Source organism: Thalassotalea montiporae, from assembly GCF_053485855.1.
Map to the genome: position 1 here is coordinate 1,181,972 of NZ_JBQRUO010000001.1, position 22,838 is coordinate 1,204,809.

The following is a 22,838-nucleotide window of genomic DNA, read 5'->3' on the forward strand; positions in this document are numbered from 1 at the left end:
CAGTTAACTAGATAAAGAGGTGGCTAGATAAATAACTAGCCAAAAGAAATATCAGGCAGGGAAGATTATGGAAGAAGCACTAGCACCTATTGGTCGATTTATAATGAGTCTTGTTCGCTACATTGTGGTTGAGCTTATAGCTGATCGTCTTTTTTACGGGGTAGGCTTTAGCGTGTTAAAACTGATGAGTTTAGGTACGTATCCAAGAAGCCCAGTATCGCAGCAAATGAAAAACCATTGCCTGTTTACTGGCGTCGTTACCTTTATTGGTACCATTGTTGTAATTGCGGTGTTTAATGGTTTTAGCTAATTCAACCATTCGTATACTAATCAAAGCGTTAACTGCCATAACAACAACGTCAAAAAGGTACCAATCCCCATGTCCAAGGTAATTTTACAAGGCTATATTGAAGTGCCTTTAAGTGAATTGAGCCTAGTTAAAGAAGCGCTTGAACGCCATATCGAAGTGACCAGAGCTGAACCCGGCTGCTTGGTCTTTAATATCGAGCCCGCGCAACAATATGCGAACCGATTTAATGTGTATGAAGAATTTGTTGATCAAGCGGCGTTCGAACAACACCAAATCCGAGTAAAGCAGTCCCATTGGGGTAAGATCAGCCAAAATGTTACAAGGCACTATCAAATTATAGATTTAAGTGAAGTGAGCGATTAACGCGTTCTAGTCAAATTAAGGAATTAATCATGTTAAAGAAACTATTAGCCAGTGTTGGTATTGGTAAAGCAAAAGTCGATGCGATTTTACTGTCAGATACAATGCGCGCTGGCGATGACTTCGATGTTGAAGTGGTCATTACTGGTGGTGAAGTTGCGCAAGAGCTAAACGGGCTAGAACTTGCGGTGATGGCACAGGCTAAAGCCGAAGCGGATGTTGGTGATGAAGAAGTGACTTACAATAAAAGCATTGTGCTGCAGCATTGGCATCAAGAGCTCAATATTACGGTTGCACCGGGTGAAGTCATTACCCGTCAATTTACTTTAACCTTGCACCCAGAAACACCAGCGACTGAGCTGTTTGGCCAACATGTTTCAAAAGTTTGGCTGCAAACCGGCTTAGACATTAAAAATGGATTAGACGGCTCAGATAAAGACAGCTTGTTTATTCACCCTTCAGCCACGCAATTAGCGGTGTTAGAGTTAGTGGAACAAAGCGGCTACTCATTATTTAAAATTGATATTGAAGCAGGGCAGGTACGTGGGCATGGTTTTGCTTCTCACTTACCTTGCTACCAAGAATATGAGTTTAAGCCGCAAAGTCGTTCGCTATTTGGCGCTCGCGAACTGGAAGTGACTTTTGTTGATAACGGCAGTGAAACGGACGTATTAATTGAAATTGACCGCGCATTTTTAGGCGATGGCTACCGCAGTGTTTCTATTCCCAATCATTGCACAACAGTAAGTGCCGTTCGCCCCTATGTAGAGCGACTGCTAGCTTAGAAACACTTAACTCTATCGAGTTTAATCTAACCGTTAGTAGTAAAAAACTAATAGTAAAAAAGCGCGTTAGCTTGATGCAACGCGCTTTTTTTAATGTTGTTGAATAGGCGGCTTTTCGAGTGCTGAGAATAGCAAAGCTCAGCCACTAAACGGGAAGTTTTTAAAGGATTTACAGTAATTGGTAAAAGAATAAAAAAATGTGAAAGTATTTTCACAAATGCTAGGTCAATAGTATCAGTACCAAGCGAGCAGACGTTTTTACGCAAATTAAACGCGAGCGATTGTTAGCGAAGTGTTTTTGAATGAATTTTTTCTCCCAATACCCCAGTGCGTTTTATCTTTTTCGCACTTCCTTTGTGCTTCAAGGATGAAGCCTATTTTTTTACTGGTAAATAACCGCCTGTCTGTTCATTTCTAAGTGCATTTATTTCACCTAAATTTGCAAAATAAATACTGCTCAACCAAACTGCTAAAACAATATTGGCTTTATACGTCAGATCTTGTTGAATTTTAGATTGCTGGGTTGGCTAGGCGAAACTGTTCTTTAAATAACAAATATTTACTGCTAAGAAGCAAAGCTAACTAGATTCAGCATATATCAAGCCAAAACAATTCTAATATTGAAACGGGATGTTCAAATCATGTTAAAAAAGCTCATTTTAATTATTGGCGCTATTATCGCATTTCCGTTAATCGTTGCCTTATTCCTACCCAATAGCTACGAAGTAGAGCGACAAGTCATTATTAACAAGCCTAAAGCAGAAGTATTTGATTACGTAAAGTATTTAAAAAATCAAAATATTTATAGTAAGTGGGCGCAAATTGATCCCAACATGGTAAAAACCTTTCGTGGCGACGATGCACAAGTTGGCTTTGTTTCTCGCTGGGAGTCAGAGCACCCAGATGTCGGCACTGGTGAGCAAGAAATTATTGCTATCCAAGAAGGAGAAAAAATTGACTATGAGCTTAGGTTTATCAAACCATTTGAGGCGACTTCACCCGCTTATATGACCACCGAAGCGGTGAGCAGGTCAGAAACTCAAGTTAGCTGGGGCTTTCAAGGGCATTTAAATTACCCAATGAATCTCATGTTTTTATTTATCGATTTTAAACAAGTGATTGGTGATGACCTGCAGTTTGGCTTGGAGAATTTGAAAGTGATAATGGAAGAGTAGAACATGCCCATTAGTTTTTGCTGGCATTGTTCGAATTGAATCAGCTTGCAAGTAAAAGAGGCTTAACTAGATGTTAAACCTCTTTTAGGCTTGTTCCAAATATATGTCATATACCACTAACTTGGTGTGCCTCCACTTTGTCGTGAAACTAGAAGTACAGATATGAAAGCAATTAAGAAAAGCAGTGGACTCGTTGGTGTGGGGACTGCGACCGCTGGCACTGGTGTACCATCGGTAAACTGGAAAGAATTTACCGAGAATATTTCAAAGTTTACACCGGGTAATGCGGTAAATTGAATTTGATTAAACGGGTTTGCAGTATTGATATAGCCAAGGAATCCGTCTAATCCCTGTGTAGGGTTTGGTGGAAAAACATCCTCGAAATCGACGGTTCTTAGCACATTATCCAATGCATCAAGAAACTGCATACGAACAAAAGTCACTGACTCAAAGCTTCCAAAAAAGCCAGTAATATCAGAGTCAAAAGTCCATGTAATTGAGTTTGGCGAAACGCCAGCGGGGCCGACAGCACTCACAAATTCGCCATCACCATCACCAAAAGCCGTATCGTCAATAATACTGTTATCACCAAATGACGTTGGGTTACCACCTACAGCCACAGAGGTCACGCCAGAATCAAAGGTTATGCTTGGCGCACCTGCAATATTAGTTAAAAAGAGTTCTTGTTCGACAACAACACTACCTATGTTGGCTTGAAAGTCAGTTTCATTTAGGACAATCAAGTTAGCTTGTGCTTGTCCTATTATTGTTACTAGTGCGACGAGTACTGCATATCCAAATTTACAAATGTTCATTTATCAGTCTCCTGTGATCCGTTTGGGTACCGCCAATAAAGAATAGACGGTTATATAAAGTCCGGTAGATTTTTTTCAAAGCAAGCTAAGTCAAGTTAAGCAATGTTTAGCGCATAGTATTAATTCAAATAGAAAAATCTACCGTGACCTTAGATGTCAGTAGTCAGGTTAACAACATGGTGGTGCAAGTAGATGAGGTTAATAGCCTGTGCGAACAGTCAGCAGGCAATGCAACCGATTTATCGACAATTTCAACATCGCTTAATAATGCGGTCTAGAAATTTACTGTTTAGTTCGTGATTTTGCCGGACGAGAATTATTAAACTAGGCTTAATTTTGTCATTGCGCAGGTTGCGCGCTAGTTGTATCGCGCTAGCCTAAAGTAAATATAAAGGGAATTACGATGAGAAAATTTATCTTCATTTTAATGCTAAGTCTGTCTTTGGCTGCGAGTGCATTTGCAAATGAGGAAGCTAGTGCAGGTATCAATGCCGGTAAAGATTGGTTGCAGCTAATTGATACTGGCCAATATAGCCAGAGCTGGCAGCAGGCCGATGAGCTGTTTAAAAGCCAGTTATCAGCAACAAAATGGCAACAAGCGCTTAATAGTGTAAGAGCACCTTTAGGCAAGGTGCTCTTACGTGAGCCATATTCCAAACAAAGCCACAGAGCTCTGCCAGGTGCCCCAGATGGTGACTACCTGGTAGTCACCTTTCAGACTCAATTTGAGCATAAAGCGAAAGCCATCGAAACTTTGACTCTGACTAAGAGCAGCGGCGACTGGCGAGCAATTGGTTACTTTATTAAATAGTGTGTATAAGACTGCTTCTTCACGGCACTTGATTTTAGCTGTCAAAAAAAACTTTAGCTGGAACAAAATGGCTCCTTGAGAAATTCACTCGTAATAACCATTGGTCGGAAAAAGCCAGCCAGTCATCGCATACTCATCAAGTAGTTGAATATATTTTTTAACTAAACTGTTCTTATCGGAAAATTATAACTAAGGGATCACCGATGAAAACAAATCTTTTTCGCCTAAACCGCCTAGGTACTGCCAGTGTCTTTACTGGTGCGATTACTGCTGGACTTATTAGTGCTGCAATCTCCGTTGTTTGCAGCACTAAGGCTTATGCTGCTGAGCCAAAAGCGCAGGTTGCCCAGCAAACGAGCCCAATTGGTGGTGTTGATCACGTAGGGCTTGCGGTTTCTAATCTTGAGCGCTCAAAAACATTTTTCACTGAAACGCTGGGTTTTAAAGTGCTAGGTAAAGATTCAGACTATCCCGCCTACTTTTTAAATAATGGCTCGATAACTGTTACGTTATGGCAAACGACTAATGGTGAGCAGGCAACGCCATTCAACCGTAAAACTAATGTTGGCTTACACCATTTAGCATTTCAGGTAGACAGCTTAGCCAAGTTAAATCAACTCCACGAAACGCTAAAATCAGCACCAGGTGTAAAAATTGAATTTGCGCCAGAAAACCTTGGAAAAGGGCCAACGAAACATATGATGATTCGTGAGCCAAGTGGCAACCGCCTAGAGTTTATTCATCGCGTTCGCCGTTAATCGTAATCAGTAAATTTTTATGCTAACGTTGCGCCAGTTATAAATACCTGCTTTTTAAATAAGGGAATCTACACAATGCCAAAGGCGAGTGAAATTAAGAAGAACGCGGCAATTGAATACAACGGTGGCGTTTATTTTGTTAAAGATATTGAGCGCTCTGTTCCTCAAGGTCGCGCTGGTGGTAGCTTGTACAGAATGCGTATGTACAATGTGGTTACTGGTCAAAAAGTTGATGAAACCTTTAAAGATGTAGACATGTTGAACATGGCTGACTTAGTGCGTCGTCCTGCAATGTTTTCATACATTGATGGTGACGAGTATGTGTTTATGGACAATGAAGACTACACGCCTTACAACATGAACAAAGAGTCAATTGCTGAGGAAGTGCTATTTATCGACGAAAGCACCCAAGGTTTGCAAGTCATTTTGGTTGATGGCAGCCCAGTAGGCGTAGACTTACCATCGAGTGTTGAGTTAGATATTGTTGAAACTGACCCTTCAATTAAAGGCGCATCAGCAACGTCTCGTACCAAGCCTGCCACCTTATCAACGGGTCTAATCGTGCAGGTACCAGAGCATATTTCTAACGGTGATCGCATTAAAGTAAATACGGAAGAAAAACGCTTTATGAGCCGTGCTGACAAGTAGCTAAGCAGGCATAAATGTAAAATATTCGAAAGCGAGCCATGTGCTCGCTTTTTCTTGCCTAAAACACTATGCGTTAGTTATATCGCGTAAACAAAAGAAAAAGGTAATAGATCATGTCACAGTATCCAATTGGCAAACTTGGCCAGAAATGGGGCGACGAGGAGCGCGCTTTATGGCTTGAAAACCAGTCAGTTAAGCGCTCTTATCAGGATGAAGTTGAAGCTAAAATTAATAAACTAGCGAGCGACTTAACTGTCGAAAGTAATGCCGAAATTCATGTTGAAAGCTATGGCACTTTGGCCTATCACACAGGTGGCTACAAGTTGTGGGCAATTAAAAGCGCAAACTGGTCAAATGAGAAAAAAACGGTTTTAGTCACCGGTGGTGTGCACGGTTATGAAACCAGCGGTGTGCAAGGGGCGATACGTTTTGCCGAAACCAAAATGGCTGATTACGCTGCCCATTATAATATTCTGGTACTACCGTGTTTAAGCCCTTGGGGTTATGAAACCATTAATCGCTGGAATCCTGAGGCGATTGATCCAAATCGCTCGTTTTATGAAGAAAGCCCTGCGCAAGAGTCGGCGTTGGCCATGGCTTATGTCGCAAGTTTAGGGGGTAAGTTTGATATTCATATTGACCTGCATGAAACTACAGATTCTGATAACAGTGAGTTTCGACCAGCACTTGCTGCGCGTGAAGGGGCTACCCAAACCAACTGGAATATTCCTGATGGTTTTTACTTGGTAGGGGATAGCGAAAATCCACAGCCAGCATTTCAGCAAGCTATTATTGCCGCTGTTGCTCAAGTTACTCATATCGCGCCTGCTGACGAAAATGGTGAGATTATCGGCGCGCCATTAGAGCAACACGGCGTGATTAACTATGCCTACAAAAAGTTAGGTTTATGTGCTGGGCTTGCCAACGCCAATTTCGCGACGACAACGGAAGTTTACCCAGACAGCCCGAAAGTCGACGATGAAAATTGTATTTTGGCGCAAGTGGCAGCGATTACGAGTGGCTTGGATTATGTTATTGAGCGAGCATAACGTTAAGCGCTTTTGTGTCTGCTTGAACTTGCTCGGCATAGTGCTGACAAGCATTAATTAAACTGCTGGTCACTTCTGGCAGCGTATTTACAACCGCTTGCTCAAATAGGGTTGAGCGACGATCGCCCCTACAATGAGCCAATGCCAACGCCTGACCGCATGACTGTGCGTATTGCACAAAGCCTTGTTTACTCGTCGCTTTTTTACCTAAGCCAATGTGTTCAGGTTTGATGCCCACTTTCGCATGGTGGCGAGAGCGCACTAACCAATGATGCCCTTGCCATTCAACTTCATCGAGCACCAAATCTGGGTTGCGCTGCATCCGGCGTTGACAATTTACCGTAAGATGCGCAGCGTTAAGCTGATTTACCGGTGATAAGTCGTCAAAATAAGCGAGTGGTGCGGCTTTACGTTGCTGCTTTACTTCAACAATATGACAGAGTGATAACTGGCTTTGTGGCGATGTTTTCGGGCCAACTAATAAGTAGTAGCGACCCATATTTACTGAGCCAGTACCTGCGTTTAAGCGGGCGACAATATCGTGAATGTGATCGTCAACATATGGCCTAAATTGTTGGTACAGCGCTTGATAATCACCCTCGTCAAGCTTGGCAAATTTCTCTGGCAAGTTAGCAAAGCAAATACCGTCATCGGTTAAATTAATGGCTTTAGCTAATGCACTTTTGCTGTAGAAAGTGTCGCCATTAGCGGCGCGCGATTGTGCTTTAAGCCAATGTTTGTGTAATAAGTGTTGCTCGGTAAATTCGGTAAGGGCCTGGTTACGCTGCTGTGGAGAATCAATACACTGCTGACAAGTATCAAGATAGCGGGTTAAAAAACTATTGGCGGCTTTGTGGCAATCTTCAATAGCAATAACAGGTTTGGTTGAATAGTCTTTTTCTGCGGAAATTTCTCCTGCTTTTATCCCTTGGCAATGACGTTGTGTTAAAAACAAACTGGTAATAAAGCGCGCAAGATCCCAACTCGCATGGCCAATACAGGCATCATCAAAATCATTCGGGCTGAAAATTACCGTATCGCCGTGTGCCCCCTCTTCGGTTAAAAAACCAAAATTAGAGGCATGGCAATCGCCCATAATATTCGTTAATGGCAGTGAGGATAGCTCTTCGGGAAGTGCTAAATTGCCCGCTTGAATATCTGCATAAAATAGAGGTGCTGAGCCGCGAAAAAAAACAAACGGGCTGGTTGCCATTTTGCGGTGCTTTTCGATGCCCTCATGCGGCAGGGCGTTATCGGTTTGCTGTAAACATTGGCTGATAAAGGTGCTGCGATCCATAAAGCGCCGTCCTGTAAAGTATTGTCTTTTCGAGCGAATAGCTAAGTTAATAGCTTAGCGAGCAAAGAGCACTTTTTTAAGCTTTATTTTTACCGAACGCCAATGAGTGAGTGGCACTTTCGGGGCGCGTTCAAATAAGTGCTGATAATCATCATCATCAGGATGCACTTCGCCACCATGCGCCAGCATAATGCCGCTGGGTGACAGATCTTTAATACGATGAAGTGAAGCTTGATAGCGATTTGGGTAAAACAAAGGAAATGGCGGGATAAAGCGGCCTTTTACCGTCACCATTAAATCAGCCACATAAACTTTGCCTGTCGGCTGGTGATACAGGGATAAGTCACGGTCGGTATGGCCTTGAGTAAATAATGCCTGCCAGTCACCAAAGCCTGGCAATGGCTGGCCATCATCAAGTTTGATGTCTGGTGAGAGTTTCGGGTTGTACCATAAATTGCGCTTACCTTTGCCTTTTCGTTGCCCAACCCAGTTGGCTAAGGCAATGTCGGTTAAGTGCATCAGCTTACCATCAAGGCCACTGTACCAATGACCGTCAACGTTCGCAGCGGCGATTTGGCAACCAGTTAGCTTGCGAAGTTTATGAGCGGCACCTGCATGATCGGGGTGCATATGGGTAACGACTACCAGCTTTAATGCGCTTAAAGGCAGCAATAAAGTGTGTTCAATAAATTCGCGAATCACTTTAATATCGGCGCGGCAACAGCCGTCAAGTAACAAGAGTTCGTCACCTTGTTTGACGAGATAAATTGACTGAATATAGCCAGCTAACTCAAACAAAGTAGTGTTCTTTGATAAGACTTTAGTTGAGACGCAAGCGTCGTTTTCTGAGACTGGCGCATTAATTGTCATAATGTGTTGATAAGCGTCTTTATCCGTTTTTAATGTCGATATTATTATCGAAAACACGACTAAACATCAATTTCTGGTCGGATGAGATTAGAAAACAGACAAAAGAATAGCCCTAAGACAACGATAGATGGTTTGATAACTGGCGGGTAGGGCAGCTAACTCAATATTTTGCGGTGAGTTAGCTGCTAGTAAAGGGGAGCTGCTAAATTAGAAAGTTGATTAAGCTAAAGCCGCTCGTGCATCGTGCGTTAATTTCACCAAAGCTTTGCGAACATCGGTAGAGTTTTCACAAGGTTGTTCAAAGTCGAGCCAGAAGTTACGTTCTTTACTTTGTAAGAAACAACCGTCAGCAAGCACACCCGCCATCACTGGCTGTTCGTCTTCAACGTTAAAATGTTGCTTTAACATCAAGGCCATAGCATCTTGATGATCTTCATTCATATGCTCAATCATATGTAGCTCACTAGCGTTGTCCCATGGGCTTTCCGGTGCCTGCCACTCGTCTTTTTCTAGCCAGAAAATCTTACCAAAGCCGCCAATATAACGAACGCGCTTTACGTTCAATCGCCATAATTTGAAATCATGGGCCTGCTTGTAGCTTTCGGCTGCTGGGTAAAGGCGCACGTACTTGTCGATAAGCTCAGTTTGTAGCTCAGGATCCACGGGAGTGGTATCACCAACAATAGTGACCCGACCTTGGGTGTTTTGATCGCCTTGCTCAGCTTGGTTAAAAATGGTGATCGACATTTTCGGATCTAGCGTTAGGTTTTTCGCATGCTGGGCAATATCGCTAATATAAAAGTAAAGGCTGCCATCACTGTCGCATAAATAGGGGCTGACTGAGCCAAACGGGTAACCTTTTAAATTATTTGAGTGAGTGGCAATAACACCAACTCCGGTACTTCTGACAAATTGTTTCGCTTCAAATAAAGCTTGCTTACGCATTGTTCTTCTCCTTACTCGTCGCGAGCTTTCTGCTTGATATTGGTGTTAGTTCGAGCATCAGCTAGCGCTTTTTTATTGGTTTACTGCCGAGTAGACCATAGGCACATTGGCCTGTGGGTAGGGCATTACATTAATTGGGGTTTGATACGTTTGGCTTAAAATTTCACTAGTTAAGACCGCTTGTGGGCTGCCTTGATAAGCCAGTTTGCCATCTTTTATTAGCATCACTTTATCTGCGTACAAGGCTGCTAAGTTTAGGTCGTGAATGGCGACAATGGCGCTATTGCCTTGCTCGGTAAAGTACTTCACTGACTTAAGTAAGCTGTGTTGATGGCGTAAATCCAGCGCGGCGGTCGGTTCATCTAATAGCATTAGCTTTGGTGCTTGCTGCTCCTGATTATTTGACTCAGCTGTTTGCAGTTCATCTATTTTAGATTCAGGGATTGCCGACTTAACTGGTGCGTCAAGTTGTGCAAGGCAGCGCGCAAATTGCAAGCGCTGTAATTCACCACCAGAGAGCTGATTCACTTTGCGGCTGACTTTATGCGATAGCTCTACTTCAGCAATATACCGCGCAACTTTGTCGTTGCGCTCAGCATTGCTTTCAATCATCTGATAGCGTCCCATGGCGACAAGCTCTGGCACTGAAAAGGCGAATGGCAAAGCGTTATGCTGATTAAGTACCGCGCGGTACTTCGCCAGCTCAGGAACTGGCCAATCAGACAATGCTTTGCCATGTAATTCAATACAGCCAGTTGCTGGAATTTGGCCTGCAAGTGCATGCAGTAACGTTGATTTACCCGCGCCATTCTCGCCAATGAGGGCGACTAATTCGCCACTAAAGATATGACCTGTGGCATCACTCAATATACGTTGCTGACCACGTGTTATATTGAGCTCGCGAAAGCTAATCACCAATTGATTAATTTCGGCCAGCAGCCTTTTTTCACTAACCATGATTGCTCCTTTGCTGTTCAAGCAGCAGGTAAACAAATAACGGTGCGCCAATCAGCGCTGTGATAATACCAATAGGCAGTTCAGCAGGGGCAACAAGCACCTTAGCGAGCCAGTCGGCAAGCAATAGCATTAAGGCACCCAATAGCATTGCCAGTGGTAACATTTGTTTTAAGTTAGGCCCCACCAGCAAGCGAGCAATATGCGGCATAACCAAACCAACAAAGCCAATCATGCCAGCAAGTGCAACCGCCGCACCTATGCCTAGCGCCACCCAAACGATAATTTCGCGCTTTAAACGCACCGTATCTATGCCCAAGTATTTGGCTTCTGATTCACCAAGTAGCAAGATGTTTATTTGGGATTGGCGCCAATAAAGTCCGCCAAGGCTTAACAGCAATAACGGTAGCGCCTGTAAAATACCAGGCCAAGTAGCACCCGCTAATGAACCAAGCGTCCAGTAGTTGATTAAGCGCAGCGCGTTATCATCGGCATAAAAACTAAACAAACCAATCAAGGCCATGGCTAAGGCGTTGATCGCTACTCCCACCAGAATCAAGGTGATCACTTGCATATCGCCGTTGCGGTTGGCGAGCAAATATACCAAGCAAGTAGTGAGTAGTGCGCCAGCAAAGGCGGCATAAGGTAATATGATATCCGGCGAGTAGCCAAAGCGCGGCGCGAAAGCGATCACCGCAACGGCACACACCGCGGCACCTGCGCTAATACCAATAATACTCGGCTCTGCTAGTGGGTTTCGGCACAAGCTTTGAGTTGCTGTGCCTGATTGTGCCAATACCGCGCCGATTAATATGGCGATAAATAAGCGCGGCAGACGAATTTGCATAACAACCTGCAATTGCAGTTCGGTAAAGCCAAAGGTTTCTGGGCTAAATGGCCATGCAAACGCCAAGCGCCAATCCCAGCCAGCAGGGCCATACGCCAGTGCAATTACCGCTAGTATCAACATCAAGCCGACAATTGCAGCCTGCCAAATAAAACTGTGACGTTGCTGTTTTACCAGCACTTGAGCAACTGTGCTCATTATTGCGGGCTCACTTTAGTTGAGAATTGTCCGTCAGGTTTTTGCTGATAAAGCGTTAATGCGTAAGTTTTTACCTCTGCTAACGCTTCAGCAAGTCGTGTGGTCATGCCGAGCACTTTAAGGCCGTCGACAACCAGTAATCGACACTTGGTTGCTGCTGGAACTAGTGCCAATGCAGCTTGCTGGCAGAACGCCTGCTTGCCGCCGAGACTCACCACATTATGCGAAGCGGCGACAATAAAGTCAGGGTTCGCGGTAAGCAAGGCTTCACGACCAAGTGTTTTATAGCCGTTATGCTCGCCAGCAATATTGTTGATACCTAAATAATCAAATAACAAATTAGGCACAGTGTCTTGGCCTGCCGCCACTAAACCTCGGCTCCCAACCGACAGCAAAAATACCGCATTACCGCCTAGTTGCTGTTTTTGTGGCAGTGACGCTGCAATTTTTTCCTTTAATGCTTTGGCTTGAGTGGATTTGTTGAGAATTAGCGCCAATTCGTCAATCAATGCATAAAGCTCTTCAACCGACTCTGGTTTGTTAAGCACCTTAACCTGCACGCCGACACTGGCGATTTGTTTAAGCACATTGGCTCGGCCAACCCCTTCGATGGCAAGCAGCATATCAGCGTTTTGCGCTAATACCCCTTCGCTCGCAAGATCGCGGTAGTAACCAATCATGGGTAATTTCGTTGCAGCAGCAGGGTAGGTGCTTGACTGATCAACCGCGACAATTTGGTCGCCTGCGCCAAGCGCGTAAACAATTTCTGTGATCGTTCCACCTGCAGTGATCAGGCGCTCAGCCGAGCTTGGCAAGCTAGTGAATAAACACAACAGTAAAATTGATGTTTTGGCTTGATGCGCAAACTTTGCCAACTGGCTATTGCTGGCGCTAAGCCTAAAGCTTCGGTCAGTTTTATTCCTAATACAGTGCCTAATTTTTTGTTTGATAGTGTGCCAGCCAAAGTGCTGAAAAAATTCGTTGGTCGTAGATTCTATAAGGGCTTTAGCCTTGTGATGAAAAGAATTCACAAAACCTCCTTCGTTTATTTTTTTGCTATGAGCGGATTCAATAACGGGGATTATCACAACAAAACCCAATAATCGCAAATGATAATGATTTTTATTTGATCTGATTTTCATTCATTGCTATCGTACAGCTCTCGAGATTGGAATGAGAATTATTTGCAACAAGTGGTTATTTTGGAATAGAGGGAGTTTCTGAACCGTTTTGATAAGTTCAGAGCAACCTGTAGAGAAATGAGCCATTCAAGCAAATGTCGTCAGCGGGAAGCTAGATAGCAATAAATTCGCCCTAGTGTTTTTGATAAAAATTTTTAATTGGCTCGCGTCGATAGTGCCCTGTCGGCTGATGAGCAAAGTTAATAACAACACAGCAAACACTCATCGCGATAACAACAATAAATTAACGAATTATCATGAAACAACATAAACATAAGTCACTTTTTTCACTATCTCCTTTGGCACTTGCGCTTGCGGGTGCAACCAGCGTTTTAGCGCCTACTGCATTCGCAGAAGACGATGATGCCATCGTCGAACATATTATCGTCTCTGGCGCCCGCATCGAGCAAAACTTGGGTGATGTTGCCGGTAGTGTTACCGTTGTGACCGAAGAAGATATTGAACGCCAATTAATCACTAACCTAAATACTATGTTCCGTTACGATCCAAGTATTAGCGTTGAAGGTAATGGCGCACAGGCACAAGGTATTACTGTGCGCGGTGTTGGCGGCAACCGCTTGGTCTACATTAAAGATGGTCGTCGCACCAACGATGCTTATGCCGGAGGTGGTTCGTTAATTGTTGGACGTGGCTATTTTGACAGTTACAGCATTAAACAAGTTGAAGTCGCTAAAGGTGCGGCCTCATCATTGTATGGCTCTGATGGTTTAGGCGGTATTGTGGTGATCAGCACTAAAGACCCACTAGACTACCTTGGCGTTGAAAAACAACACTTAGCGTTAAGTGCGGGTTATCAAGGTGAAAGCGAGCAAACGGAATTTAACTTAACTGGTGCTACTTACCTAGGTGACTGGGCGACAAGTGCCGTAGTTGGCATACAAAGCGGCAGTGAAGTACAAAACTTTGATGAGGAATTACCCGGTTACGACAGTGATGGCCGCTCGTTATTGCTAAAAACCTTTAAGCAGCTAGATAACGATCACAGCATTAAATTTACCTTGGATTATTATCAGCAAAATGTTGACCAAATTGTTAGTGCCACCAATAGTACCGAAAATGATGATACCAGCTGGGCGGTAAGTGTTGATTTTCATTCAACAGCGAAAACAGCTTGGTACGATAGCTGGCAAAGTCAGGCGTATTTCAGCCGCTATGAACAAGAAAGTGAGCAAGTTAGAGCGGTGCGAGGCAGTGCGTCGCTAGACTACAATGCTTACGATTTTGAGCAAGACATTGTTGGTTTACGCAACGTATTCGCCAAACAAATCGCACAAGATAATGTTAGTCACCAACTGGTTTACGGCCTAGATTACGATCAATACGACACGCTAAGACCGCGCTTTAAAACCCGCGTTGGCGCAGACGGCAGCGCAGAGTTTAGCAACGAGCCGCAAAAAGCCTTTCCTGGTGCAGATACCACGTTAGCTGGGGTGTTTTTACAAGACACGATTAAATTTAATGATTCGGGCCTGTCTTTGGTGGCAGGTGCTCGCTTTGATTACTACAACTTAGAAGCGAAAAGTAACGAATTCTTTAACACCGCAGAGTTAGATGATTACAGTGAAACCGCGCTTTCACCTAAGCTGGCGGCAATCTATCAGTTAAATGAGCAAGTCTCTGTTTATGCGCAATATGTTGCTGGCTTTAAAATTCCGCCACATGATCAAGCGTATCAAAGCCATGGGGTAGAGCCTTTCTACCAAATTTTACCGAATAATGATCTTGACGCTGAAGAGAGCGACTCATTTGAACTTGGCTTACGTGCTGGTAATGATGACTGGCGCTTTAATGCCATTGCGTTCTACAGCCAATTCGACAACTTTATTGAAACTAAGCTTGTTGGCACTGAGCCAACCTTTATCCCAGGTGTAAGCAAAAGCTTATTCCAATACCAAAATGTTAGCGAAACTGAAATTCAAGGGGTTGAGTTAGAAGGTGAATATTGGTTTAACGACAGCTTGTCAGTCGCGATAAGTGCGGCATATGCAGACGGTGAAAATAAAGAAACCGACCAAGCGTTAACCACAGTAAACCCGTTAAACGGTAATATTCGTGTGAACTACGACTTAAATGACTGGCAGTTAACAGCCGCATGGCGATTAGCGAAACGCATGACAGACTTACCAACCGATAGCCAAGGAAACGACTTAGCCACGGCAGCGGGTTATGGACTAGTTGACTTATTTGCGCGCTACCAAGTGGCTAACTGGACGTTAGATATGGCAATTACCAATGCGTTTGATAAAGAATATACCCCTTACAGCAGTATTGCGGGGCAAGCAGCGAATGCCAACTTGAACCAATACACTCAAGCTGGCCGCAATGTTTCAGCGCAAGTGAGCTATAGCTTCTAATACTTGCATCATATACCGATTTACTAGCGACCCGTGCTTCTACAGGAGTTAACTGCCCAAGGATGGGCAGGGAGCACACCTGTTGCTTAGCTCAGCTTAGCTGAATAAATCTGAGTTAGAATCGATTGTTAGAGAGCAATCAAATCTGGTCATTGGATTTGTGCTAAAAGTGGACTTTGATAACACCACAATAAATGGATTATAGAAGGTAGCTATGCTTAGCGCGAAGCAGCGAGCCAGCTTCTATAATTCCGTTTGATTGCATTATTATGTATTTTTAAGATATTGCTCTCGATGGTATTTTATGAATTCAAAATCAATACGATGCTTTTTGGCAAGTCGGAGCTTACCTTCAATACCAATAAGCTCTAAATTGTCATTTATTGCAAAGCCACCATTATCAAACATTACATGATGATTTGGACATAGACATAAAAGGTTGCTTTCTATGTCAGGTCCGTTATGCGGTTCACCTAAAGGCTTAATATGTGCAGCTTCAGCATATAAACCTGCACTAGTTTCAACTGCTATTCCACACACTTGACATTGGTGCCCGTACCATGATTTTACGTTTTGAGCTTTTTGGTAATTTCTCACTATGCGGTTAACTATTGAAGGCTTTCGCCCCGGTACGTAATATTCACCGGTTGGCTCATTTAACGCGTGCTCAACCGTGAATGATTTTTGAGCAATTAACCTATACCTCCAAACCTTATATCCTGACTTTCCTGTCTCGCACCAATAACTATCAACATAATATAAACCAGCATATCGATAACCTTTAGTTGGGCTTAAGTCGTGTTTGTGATTGTATCCGCGTGTTACCCTAACGGGGAGGTTTTCTATTTTGCTTTTAGCTAATGCTAAATTTGCACCTTCTAGCTTTTGATCTGCAATCTGCTTATTGTTTTCTTGACCACCAGCACCTGTATAAATTATTACATCACCGTAATCTTCATCATCTTCGTAACCACCTGAAAGGACTATAGAATCAGCACCTACGAATGAAGAACCACTAATACCTTTTTGATTTGGAGGGTGAATCCCTGCTTCTCTCAGAGCTATACGATTTTCAAATAAATCGCCGGGGTTTACTCCTTTTATTTCTCCAAAAACTCGCATTTTACTCCTTATATGCATAATAGTTTAGTTTGTAGACATCTCAGTAATACCGACTACGATTATCTAATTAAGCAACCATAAACCTCAGTTAATTCAATTTCTTACCTAAGAAATGAAAGTACTTATTTATCTTTGTCGAGATATTACAGAGACTTCATGGTAAATACCATTTTTATTCAACAATTTCATTGTGTTAACTGCTGTTGCGATGTGTTCTTGGGGGATTTGCAGATAATTCTCAATAATTTCTAGGTCAATGTCCGTTCTTCGCTCTAAGTCGAACTCCGCTAAAATGCCATTTACAGTCTTGTAACTTTAAGCCCTATCCATAGCAAACAAGAAAAAGCGATTGTTAAAAAAAAAGGCACTATTAATAAAGTGCCTTAAATTTGCCGTTCTAAGTTAGTGATTTCCAAAACACAACTTTATCGTCTCCCTTGTCGTAATACTCAGGGATAACTGCGACTTGCGTGTAGCCGCACTTGGGGTAGAACTCACGAGTTAATTCATAGCCTGGAAGCCCTGACGTCTCAACCAGCAAGATTCTAACTTTTTGCTCGATAAGTATTGACTCAACATATTGCATGAGCTGTTTACCCACACCACTACCTTGATGCTTTTTCAATACAGCGATTAAAAGCAGATTCCAAGTTCCTTCTGTCATCTTTTCAGGGGCGCAATAGGCTAATGCCAGGATTTGCTTGTTTGAATCTTCAGTAACAAACCATTTTTCTTCTGATTCTTTACCGAAAAATGCTTGGCTCATTTCATCTAAAAACTCAGATGGGAACATTTGGTTATCTTCAACAATTAACTTTACTGCTGGTAAATCAGACGGATTCATTGCACGAATATATGTATGTGTTTTCAATTGTGTTTACTCATATTTTGACAATAAAAAGCTTCTCAAAAACAACAGTGTTTTCGAGGGAAGTAAAATCTAGCAATCGAATGTTGCTAGGATTGAATTACAATCGTGTTCAAAAAATTACCTAGTAAAATCATTTGTATTTCGCCGTTAGGCGATTGCAACTATAGCATTCGTGTGACTGTTAAAGTAACTAATGATTTCTGAATGTTAGTAAGCATCTAGGAATTATGAGTGGAGAAGTTTTGAAATTTATGAGTCTTAAATAGAATGATTTTAACGTCCGTTTATCGCTTATAACTGCCTTTCAGACGATATTTAGAGCTATTCATCAAAATTTAATGTGATTGACACCCAAATTAGGCTTTGTTTTTTGCTGATAACTTCTAACTCAACACTTTTCTCCTTTTCATTCCATATCTCTGATTCTCCTGCTAATGTTTGTTCACTGATAGTTTGTATAAACTGATTTTGTAATCAATTTGTTAGGTATATTTTTTAGGTATATTTTTTTAGGTACAAGGCACAATGCAACAACCGATTGTTGGTTATCATCAAGACGAAGAGCAGCACTGGGTGGCACGTTTAGCCTGCGGTCATAATCAACATGTTCGCCACCAGCCGCCGTGGACAGTTCGTGAATGGGTAACGACAGAGCAAGGGCGAGCAAGCAAATTAGGGTTTTCGCTGTTTTGTGTGAAATGTGTTGAACAAGCGCCTCGTGATTGGTGATTAGCGCATCAGTATGCTGGGCAAAAAGTAGTTAAGGAATAACAATGAAAAAAATTAAACATGAGAAAGAGCTGCTAAAAAAAGCACTAACGGTAGGCGAAACTTACGCGAAAAAGCGTGGCTATCAGCAATTTAGCGCGTCTGACTCTCACGATGTAAAAATTGAGTGTATTTATCGGCTTTTGGTTAATGACAAGTTGGTTATTCCATTGCCAGCGCAGGATGAAAACCTACTTAACATTAAGAAACGCTTAGTTAAATGGATAATGAATCAATTGCCGGATAACCATCCGCTGCTGCAATAAGTAACACTCCATGACGATAAGTTCAAAGCCGCCGACTGTAGGTGGAACTAAGAATATTTGGCAGCAAACGAACTGGGCAAGTTCTGTCCTTGGGCAAACTATCTCGCTTTATGGCAGCGCTGCCCCTGAGCAATTGTCAGCTGCATCACCTGTGCTTTTTATTGGTGGCGTACATGGCGATGAGCCCGAAGGCGTGGTACTCGCCAATGAATGGCTAGCGTGGCTGAAATCAGAAAATATATCGCCGCCATGGCTGCTAATTCCTTGCTTGAACCCTGATGGCTATCAGCGCAATAAACGCACTAATGGCCGAGGGGTTGATTTAAATCGCAATTACCCATCAAAGTGTTGGAGCCCAGCGTTTGAAGATGAGCGCTATTTTCCAGGCACTGCGCCAGCTTCTGAGCCTGAAATTAGTGCGCTCGTAACGCTAATTGAACAAACCAAGCCAAGGTTAATTGTGCATTTTCATAGTTGGCAACCATCAATTGTTTATACTGGTGAAAGTGCGAAATCTGCAGCTAACATGCTAGCTGAGTCTTCTGGCTATCCATTGCAACCTGATATTGGTTACCCAACGCCTGGCAGTTTAGGGGAGTATGGTGCAAACGATCTCGGTACTGGTGTGATATGTATTGAAGAACAAGAAGGTGCTGATAGTCAAAGCATTTTTCCTCGTTTTAAACAGGGCCTAATTGATTTAATGAAAGCTTGAAAGTGGCCTGTTCAGAATATGCTAGTAAACGAATAAAGTGGTCAAATTGACCAAAAAACGTAAAAAACCTATTAGGTTTAGTTGTTTTGGAAATAGTTAACTTATTGAAAATTAGGTAATAATGTTGTTGGTCTAAGTGTTGCTTAATTCTCAAGCTATCAAATATTGCTGTAACCTAAAATCAGCTTAAATAAGTAAAGGAATGATTATGCCAGTTGCCATTCAAGACAGACCTACGCAAACCGTTCGTGATGAAGTGATTGATAAATTGATAATGAATTACAGCCATGGCGAGCTGAGCTATGAAGCATTTGAGCGGCGTTTGGATATTGCGATGGAAAGTGATGATAACGAGGAAATTTTTCAGCAAGCTGCCGATTTAGACCTGGCCGTTGATAAAGAGTACGTCGATTCGAAAAAGCAAGATTTGGGCTTTAGCTTTGATAACGACCCAGCCGCTGAGCGCGATACCTTAGTGAGTATATTTGGTGGTAGCGATCGCTCTGGCGCATGGAAAGTCGCAAAAGAAATTCGCGTGTTGAGTATATTCTCTGGCTCCGATATTGACTTTAGCCAAGCGCAATTTAGCTATCGACAAACTCACGTTAAAATTTTTAGCTTATTCAGTGGCGACGATATTTATATTCCTGAAGGTGTAAACGTAGTTACTAAAGCGTTTTGCATTTTTGGCGGTATTGATAATAAATCCAATACCATGGTTTCCAATGATGGCCCAACACTAGTGATTGAAGGATTGGTGATTTTTGGTGGTATTGATATCAAGTTGAAAAAATCATTGAAGGAACGCTTTGTTGCCTTTGCCGACAGCTTAAAAGGTATGTTTGGCTAACTAAGTTAATTATTGGTTTTCGAATACACGATTTTTCAATAGATTTTAGAATAGGCTTTCGAATAGAGAAACAAAAGGCTTAGCTTGCAAGTTTTAAGTTACTTACTTTTAAACAACAGCTAAGCCTTTTTTAGCGTATTTTTCTACTTCACTTTTTACTCAATGATGCGTGCTAATTTTGTTAGCTGGTAGTAAAACACCAAATTCGCCAAATACCATAAATCTTTAATCAGAAATTGACCGCCTGATGACAAAAGGGATTCGGCTGATAGGGCGTCAGGCCAAGTGAATAAAAAGCTCTGCGTGGTCAGCATTACCGCACCAGACATCAACACAGCCGGAATAAATAAAGCGTGAATTCGCAATGACAGTAACAATGCTGCCAGCGCAATTAAGTCGTATACACCGATGATATTAGAGGTGGTTTGTACCGACCATACTTGGTACATCCAGCTCATCAGTGGCGAGCTGGCAACCAGTGGCTCAATTCCTTTCGCTTCTAGCTCAGTAAATTTCATGCCGCCAATCCATAGCAATACCAGCACAACAGGTAAAATTTGCACTAAGCGTTGTTGAGTTAGAGTTAATTTATCTTCAGCAAGCAAGTGAATACCCAGCGCGAGCAATGCAAAGTATTTGATAATGCCTTGACCAGAGCCAATTGCAGGGAAGCCACCAAGTGATGCGATCCAGCGCTGCTCACTGAACAAGCTGATTAAAGGCACTAGGCTAATAACGACTAACGCAAGCCCCGTTAATTGGCTCAGTTTTTTGTGCTCTGGTTTGACAAGTACAAGCAAAGCTAGCATTGAGATAAGGGCAAAACCCAATGCTGCTATGATGTGGCCATTTGCTGAGATAAAGCCACCTGAAAGGCCAAAGAAGTCTGTTACGCGGGTTATGCTGGCATCACTGCCAATCAATAGGGTACTAACTGCCATCAGTCCAGAAGCAACTAATAACAACACATAAATTAGTTTGTTGAGGGGAGTTGTCATATTTTTCACTATTTCAAAAATTTGACTTAAAGACCTCGATTGTTGAAAAAGCTATTCAGCCTTTACATAAATTTACTTTTCTGGGTTTACTTTTCTTAGCTTGCTTTGATAAATGGCACCCAACTAGTGCGAGCTAGCAATGAGTATCTGCTTAGCATAATCAACCACATGCTCTGTGACTCGCTTGTAACTGCCGCGCTCCAGCACCCAGCTATGCCAATAAAGTTGCTGTATTAGCTGCTTTTTGGGGGCAAGGCTAATTAATTCACCACTGGCTAAATAGGGCTTTGCTTGGGTGATCGGCAGCAATGAATAAGCAAGGCCAGACAAGGTAAAGTGCACAAATGCCTCTGAAGAACCGACGCGGTGGCAAGGGTATTGTCCTTTATTCATGCCAAATTGTTCATTCAGATATTGGTGGTGCATATTGTCGCTGGCATCAAAGGTTACAGCAGGCGCTTTGCACAAGGCATTTTGTGTTAGCCCATCTTGAAAATAGCGTTGGGTAAATTCTGGGCTGGCGCACAGTAAATAGTTTAGTTGCCCTAAATGCTCAACCTTACAACCTGCAACACTTTTCGCTTGGTTACTAATGGCGGCGAAAACCTTGCCTTTGGTGAGTAATGACTGGGTGTCCGCTTCGTTGGCAATATGTAAATCTAATACAATAGCTTCTTGTTTTAGTAACGGTGTTATGGCTGGAATAAACCAGCTGGCGAGGGTGTCGGCGTTAATCGCAATTGAAATACTCAGCGCTTCTTGTTGATCATTTGGCAGTATTTCTTGCACTAGCTCTTGTGCCAGCAAGCTAACCTGTTTGTAGTGCTTGAGCAGCTTTTCGCCAATACTTGTCGCCACCGGCGGGCTGGTTCGAATAATTACGGGCTGTGCAACATGTTGTTCTAGCTGTTTAATGCGCTGAGAGATTGCTGATTGCGTAATGGCAAGCTTGTCAGCCGCTTTTTCAAAGCTCTGTTCGGCAATTACGGCTTCAAGCGCGGCCAGTAATTTATAATCAAATTGTAATTTCATCGCAGTGACAGCCTAATCGTGAAAACGTGATGTATCTAAACCGATATTAGCAATAGTTTTAACAATAGTATTAATAAAGTTAATGATAAATTAAATTTATTAATTTTACTTAACTTATGGCGAGGCTTATTGTTCACACATCTCGAAATTACTCTTGGTTTGAAATAAATATGTTTACTACCTTAGCCAAAGGCTTTGTTATTACGTTGGGGCTAATTATGCCGCTTGGCGCACAAAACTCGTATGTGCTGAGCCAATCAATTAAGAAAAATCATCACTTAACTGCAGCAACGGTTTGTATTGTTTGTGACTTTTTATTGATGTCGTTAGGCGTGTTTGGTGGTGGAGCTTTGATTGCAAGTAACGATTTAGCCTACCAAGTTATTACTTGGGCAGGCGTTATCTTTCTTAGTGTTTACGGGGCAATGTTTTTTCGTGACGCAATCAATGCGCAAGCGGTTGAAGCGGCTAAAAGTGCCGCTCCAAGTAAACGAAAGGTGGTGATTTTTACAACGTTAGCAGTAACCTTATTAAACCCACATGTTTACCTAGATACTGTGGTGATTATTGGCAGTATCAGTGGTCAATACCAAGGGGATGATAAGTACATTTTTTGGTTAGGCACGATATTGGCGTCTTTGGCTTGGTTTTACGCCTTATCACTTGGTGCAGCTAAACTTTCACCGTGGTTGGCTCAAGCGCATGTGCAGCGAGCTATTAACCTAATAATTGCTGTGATTATGTGGGTAATTGCATACAGCTTGATAAAGCCACTTTTATTTAGCTAGAAAAGGTGAGCAAAGCGCTTTTGTTAAGAGTCATGTTTTAACAAAGCGCT

At 42.6% G+C, this 22,838-nt stretch carries 26 protein-coding genes; 15 read left to right on the plus strand and 11 right to left on the minus strand.

Annotated elements, in window-relative coordinates; translation table 11 throughout:
• Window positions 1–67 precede the first annotated feature (67 nt).
• The 4 genes from ACSLUR_RS05085 (at window position 68) to ACSLUR_RS05100 (ending at window position 2,630) form a co-directional block, all read left to right on the plus strand.
• Window positions 68–310 carry a hypothetical protein gene (locus ACSLUR_RS05085; protein ID WP_448552395.1) on the plus strand — a complete coding sequence of 81 codons (243 nt, stop codon included), beginning with the start codon at window positions 68–70 and terminating at the stop codon, window positions 308–310.
• Between the two features lie 69 nt (window positions 311–379).
• Window positions 380–673: a putative quinol monooxygenase gene (locus ACSLUR_RS05090; protein WP_448552397.1), complete on the plus strand. Its 294-nt coding sequence runs from the start codon at window positions 380–382 to the stop codon at window positions 671–673.
• A gap of 29 nt (window positions 674–702) precedes the next feature.
• Entirely contained in the window at window positions 703–1,455 is a 753-nt protein-coding gene (locus ACSLUR_RS05095) for a sporulation protein (RefSeq protein ID WP_448552399.1), read from the plus strand.
• 641 nt (window positions 1,456–2,096) lie between these two features.
• Window positions 2,097–2,630 (plus strand): SRPBCC family protein, encoded by a 534-nt coding sequence (locus ACSLUR_RS05100; RefSeq protein WP_448552401.1) that lies wholly within the window; start codon window positions 2,097–2,099, stop codon window positions 2,628–2,630.
• A gap of 116 nt (window positions 2,631–2,746) precedes the next feature.
• On the opposite strand, the gene ACSLUR_RS05105 is transcribed toward ACSLUR_RS05100, so the two are convergent.
• Complete coding sequence (locus tag ACSLUR_RS05105) at window positions 2,747–3,445, minus strand: hypothetical protein (protein WP_448552403.1); 699 nt, start codon at window positions 3,443–3,445, stop codon at window positions 2,747–2,749.
• Between the two features lie 143 nt (window positions 3,446–3,588).
• Here ACSLUR_RS05105 and ACSLUR_RS05110 point away from each other — a divergent pair, with 143 nt between their 5' ends.
• From ACSLUR_RS05110 to ACSLUR_RS05130, 5 genes are all read left to right on the plus strand, one after another.
• Window positions 3,589–3,723 carry a hypothetical protein gene (locus tag ACSLUR_RS05110; RefSeq protein ID WP_448552405.1) on the plus strand — a complete coding sequence of 45 codons (135 nt, stop codon included), beginning with the start codon at window positions 3,589–3,591 and terminating at the stop codon, window positions 3,721–3,723.
• A gap of 125 nt (window positions 3,724–3,848) precedes the next feature.
• Window positions 3,849–4,256: a DUF4019 domain-containing protein gene (locus tag ACSLUR_RS05115; RefSeq protein ID WP_448552407.1), complete on the plus strand. Its 408-nt coding sequence runs from the start codon at window positions 3,849–3,851 to the stop codon at window positions 4,254–4,256.
• A gap of 203 nt (window positions 4,257–4,459) precedes the next feature.
• Window positions 4,460–5,014 (plus strand): VOC family protein, encoded by a 555-nt coding sequence (locus ACSLUR_RS05120; RefSeq protein ID WP_448552410.1) that lies wholly within the window; start codon window positions 4,460–4,462, stop codon window positions 5,012–5,014.
• Window positions 5,015–5,089: 75 nt separating this feature from the next.
• The gene (efpL, locus tag ACSLUR_RS05125; RefSeq protein ID WP_448552412.1) at window positions 5,090–5,662 is read left to right on the plus strand and encodes an elongation factor P-like protein EfpL; all 573 of its coding nucleotides are present in this window, start codon (window positions 5,090–5,092) and stop codon (window positions 5,660–5,662) included.
• Between the two features lie 113 nt (window positions 5,663–5,775).
• Window positions 5,776–6,711, plus strand: a complete 936-nt coding sequence (locus tag ACSLUR_RS05130; protein WP_448552414.1) for a M14 family metallopeptidase — start codon at window positions 5,776–5,778, stop codon at window positions 6,709–6,711.
• Here ACSLUR_RS05130 and ACSLUR_RS05135 read toward each other — a convergent pair.
• The 6 genes from ACSLUR_RS05135 to ACSLUR_RS05160 all read right to left on the minus strand — a co-directional run bounded on the left by ACSLUR_RS05135 (window position 6,695) and on the right by ACSLUR_RS05160 (window position 12,853).
• Window positions 6,695–8,008, minus strand: a complete 1,314-nt coding sequence (locus ACSLUR_RS05135; RefSeq protein WP_448552416.1) for a DUF2252 family protein — start codon at window positions 8,006–8,008, stop codon at window positions 6,695–6,697. The genes ACSLUR_RS05130 and ACSLUR_RS05135 overlap by 17 nt on opposite strands.
• Window positions 8,009–8,062: 54 nt before the next feature.
• Window positions 8,063–8,806: an MBL fold metallo-hydrolase gene (locus ACSLUR_RS05140; protein ID WP_448552418.1), complete on the minus strand. Its 744-nt coding sequence runs from the start codon at window positions 8,804–8,806 to the stop codon at window positions 8,063–8,065.
• 291 nt (window positions 8,807–9,097) lie between these two features.
• Window positions 9,098–9,823: a HugZ family pyridoxamine 5'-phosphate oxidase gene (locus ACSLUR_RS05145; protein ID WP_448552420.1), complete on the minus strand. Its 726-nt coding sequence runs from the start codon at window positions 9,821–9,823 to the stop codon at window positions 9,098–9,100.
• A gap of 72 nt (window positions 9,824–9,895) precedes the next feature.
• Window positions 9,896–10,780: an ATP-binding cassette domain-containing protein gene (locus tag ACSLUR_RS05150; protein WP_448552422.1), complete on the minus strand. Its 885-nt coding sequence runs from the start codon at window positions 10,778–10,780 to the stop codon at window positions 9,896–9,898.
• Window positions 10,773–11,822, minus strand: a complete 1,050-nt coding sequence (locus ACSLUR_RS05155; protein WP_448552424.1) for a FecCD family ABC transporter permease — start codon at window positions 11,820–11,822, stop codon at window positions 10,773–10,775. Before ACSLUR_RS05155 ends, ACSLUR_RS05150 begins: the two co-directional genes overlap by 8 nt.
• Entirely contained in the window at window positions 11,822–12,853 is a 1,032-nt protein-coding gene (locus tag ACSLUR_RS05160) for a heme/hemin ABC transporter substrate-binding protein (protein WP_448552426.1), read from the minus strand. Before ACSLUR_RS05160 ends, ACSLUR_RS05155 begins: the two co-directional genes overlap by 1 nt.
• A 407-nt stretch (window positions 12,854–13,260) precedes the next feature.
• Between ACSLUR_RS05160 and ACSLUR_RS05165 the strand changes: the two genes are divergently transcribed.
• Window positions 13,261–15,378 carry a TonB-dependent receptor, heme/hemoglobin family gene (locus ACSLUR_RS05165; RefSeq protein ID WP_448552428.1) on the plus strand — a complete coding sequence of 706 codons (2,118 nt, stop codon included), beginning with the start codon at window positions 13,261–13,263 and terminating at the stop codon, window positions 15,376–15,378.
• A gap of 267 nt (window positions 15,379–15,645) precedes the next feature.
• Here ACSLUR_RS05165 and ACSLUR_RS05170 read toward each other — a convergent pair whose 3' ends face one another.
• Entirely contained in the window at window positions 15,646–16,500 is an 855-nt protein-coding gene (locus ACSLUR_RS05170) for a YDG/SRA domain-containing protein (protein WP_448552430.1), read from the minus strand.
• A gap of 397 nt (window positions 16,501–16,897) precedes the next feature.
• Entirely contained in the window at window positions 16,898–17,371 is a 474-nt protein-coding gene (locus ACSLUR_RS05175; protein WP_448552433.1) for a GNAT family N-acetyltransferase, read from the minus strand.
• A 525-nt stretch (window positions 17,372–17,896) separates the two neighbouring features.
• On the opposite strand from ACSLUR_RS05175, the gene ACSLUR_RS05180 reads away from it, so the two are divergent.
• The 4 genes from ACSLUR_RS05180 (at window position 17,897) to ACSLUR_RS05195 (ending at window position 19,970) form a co-directional block, all read left to right on the plus strand.
• On the plus strand, window positions 17,897–18,100 hold the full coding sequence (locus ACSLUR_RS05180; protein ID WP_448552435.1) for a DUF3565 domain-containing protein: 204 nt from the start codon (window positions 17,897–17,899) through the stop codon (window positions 18,098–18,100).
• Window positions 18,101–18,144: 44 nt separating this feature from the next.
• On the plus strand, window positions 18,145–18,405 hold the full coding sequence (locus tag ACSLUR_RS05185; RefSeq protein WP_115999711.1) for a DUF5062 family protein: 261 nt from the start codon (window positions 18,145–18,147) through the stop codon (window positions 18,403–18,405).
• 10 nt (window positions 18,406–18,415) lie between these two features.
• A complete protein-coding gene (locus ACSLUR_RS05190) occupies window positions 18,416–19,120 on the plus strand; it encodes a DUF2817 domain-containing protein (RefSeq protein WP_448552437.1) in 705 nt (234 codons plus the stop codon).
• 208 nt (window positions 19,121–19,328) lie between these two features.
• The gene (locus ACSLUR_RS05195) at window positions 19,329–19,970 is read left to right on the plus strand and encodes a LiaF domain-containing protein (RefSeq protein WP_115999713.1); all 642 of its coding nucleotides are present in this window, start codon (window positions 19,329–19,331) and stop codon (window positions 19,968–19,970) included.
• A 155-nt stretch (window positions 19,971–20,125) separates the two neighbouring features.
• Here the strand turns inward: ACSLUR_RS05195 and ACSLUR_RS05200 are convergent, their stop codons facing one another.
• Window positions 20,126–20,968 carry a DUF417 family protein gene (locus ACSLUR_RS05200; protein ID WP_448552440.1) on the minus strand — a complete coding sequence of 281 codons (843 nt, stop codon included), beginning with the start codon at window positions 20,966–20,968 and terminating at the stop codon, window positions 20,126–20,128.
• Between the two features lie 123 nt (window positions 20,969–21,091).
• Window positions 21,092–22,000: a LysR family transcriptional regulator ArgP gene (locus ACSLUR_RS05205; protein ID WP_448552442.1), complete on the minus strand. Its 909-nt coding sequence runs from the start codon at window positions 21,998–22,000 to the stop codon at window positions 21,092–21,094.
• A 170-nt stretch (window positions 22,001–22,170) separates the two neighbouring features.
• Between ACSLUR_RS05205 and ACSLUR_RS05210 the strand changes: the two genes are divergently transcribed.
• Window positions 22,171–22,788 (plus strand): LysE/ArgO family amino acid transporter, encoded by a 618-nt coding sequence (locus ACSLUR_RS05210; protein ID WP_448552444.1) that lies wholly within the window; start codon window positions 22,171–22,173, stop codon window positions 22,786–22,788.
• The last annotated feature ends 50 nt before the right edge of the window (window positions 22,789–22,838 follow it).

Bases quoted from the DNA above. Each gene is read 5' to 3' on its own strand.
- ACSLUR_RS05085 (WP_448552395.1), top strand. From the start codon at position 68: ATGGAAGAAGCACTAGCACCTATTGGTCGATTTATAATGAGTCTTGTT.
- ACSLUR_RS05090 (WP_448552397.1), top strand. From the start codon at position 380: ATGTCCAAGGTAATTTTACAAGGCTATATTGAAGTGCCTTTAAGTGAA.
- ACSLUR_RS05095 (WP_448552399.1), top strand. From the start codon at position 703: ATGTTAAAGAAACTATTAGCCAGTGTTGGTATTGGTAAAGCAAAAGTC.
- ACSLUR_RS05100 (WP_448552401.1), top strand. From the start codon at position 2,097: ATGTTAAAAAAGCTCATTTTAATTATTGGCGCTATTATCGCATTTCCG.
- ACSLUR_RS05105 (WP_448552403.1), bottom strand. From the start codon at position 3,445: ATGAACATTTGTAAATTTGGATATGCAGTACTCGTCGCACTAGTAACA.
- ACSLUR_RS05115 (WP_448552407.1), top strand. From the start codon at position 3,849: ATGAGAAAATTTATCTTCATTTTAATGCTAAGTCTGTCTTTGGCTGCG.
- ACSLUR_RS05120 (WP_448552410.1), top strand. From the start codon at position 4,460: ATGAAAACAAATCTTTTTCGCCTAAACCGCCTAGGTACTGCCAGTGTC.
- efpL (WP_448552412.1), top strand. From the start codon at position 5,090: ATGCCAAAGGCGAGTGAAATTAAGAAGAACGCGGCAATTGAATACAAC.
- ACSLUR_RS05130 (WP_448552414.1), top strand. From the start codon at position 5,776: ATGTCACAGTATCCAATTGGCAAACTTGGCCAGAAATGGGGCGACGAG.
- ACSLUR_RS05135 (WP_448552416.1), bottom strand. From the start codon at position 8,008: ATGGATCGCAGCACCTTTATCAGCCAATGTTTACAGCAAACCGATAAC.
- ACSLUR_RS05145 (WP_448552420.1), bottom strand. From the start codon at position 9,823: ATGCGTAAGCAAGCTTTATTTGAAGCGAAACAATTTGTCAGAAGTACC.
- ACSLUR_RS05150 (WP_448552422.1), bottom strand. From the start codon at position 10,780: ATGGTTAGTGAAAAAAGGCTGCTGGCCGAAATTAATCAATTGGTGATT.
- ACSLUR_RS05155 (WP_448552424.1), bottom strand. From the start codon at position 11,822: ATGAGCACAGTTGCTCAAGTGCTGGTAAAACAGCAACGTCACAGTTTT.
- ACSLUR_RS05165 (WP_448552428.1), top strand. From the start codon at position 13,261: ATGAAACAACATAAACATAAGTCACTTTTTTCACTATCTCCTTTGGCA.
- ACSLUR_RS05170 (WP_448552430.1), bottom strand. From the start codon at position 16,500: ATGCGAGTTTTTGGAGAAATAAAAGGAGTAAACCCCGGCGATTTATTT.
- ACSLUR_RS05180 (WP_448552435.1), top strand. From the start codon at position 17,897: ATGCAACAACCGATTGTTGGTTATCATCAAGACGAAGAGCAGCACTGG.
- ACSLUR_RS05185 (WP_115999711.1), top strand. From the start codon at position 18,145: ATGAAAAAAATTAAACATGAGAAAGAGCTGCTAAAAAAAGCACTAACG.
- ACSLUR_RS05190 (WP_448552437.1), top strand. From the start codon at position 18,416: ATGACGATAAGTTCAAAGCCGCCGACTGTAGGTGGAACTAAGAATATT.
- ACSLUR_RS05195 (WP_115999713.1), top strand. From the start codon at position 19,329: ATGCCAGTTGCCATTCAAGACAGACCTACGCAAACCGTTCGTGATGAA.
- ACSLUR_RS05200 (WP_448552440.1), bottom strand. From the start codon at position 20,968: ATGACAACTCCCCTCAACAAACTAATTTATGTGTTGTTATTAGTTGCT.
- ACSLUR_RS05205 (WP_448552442.1), bottom strand. From the start codon at position 22,000: ATGAAATTACAATTTGATTATAAATTACTGGCCGCGCTTGAAGCCGTA.
- ACSLUR_RS05210 (WP_448552444.1), top strand. From the start codon at position 22,171: ATGTTTACTACCTTAGCCAAAGGCTTTGTTATTACGTTGGGGCTAATT.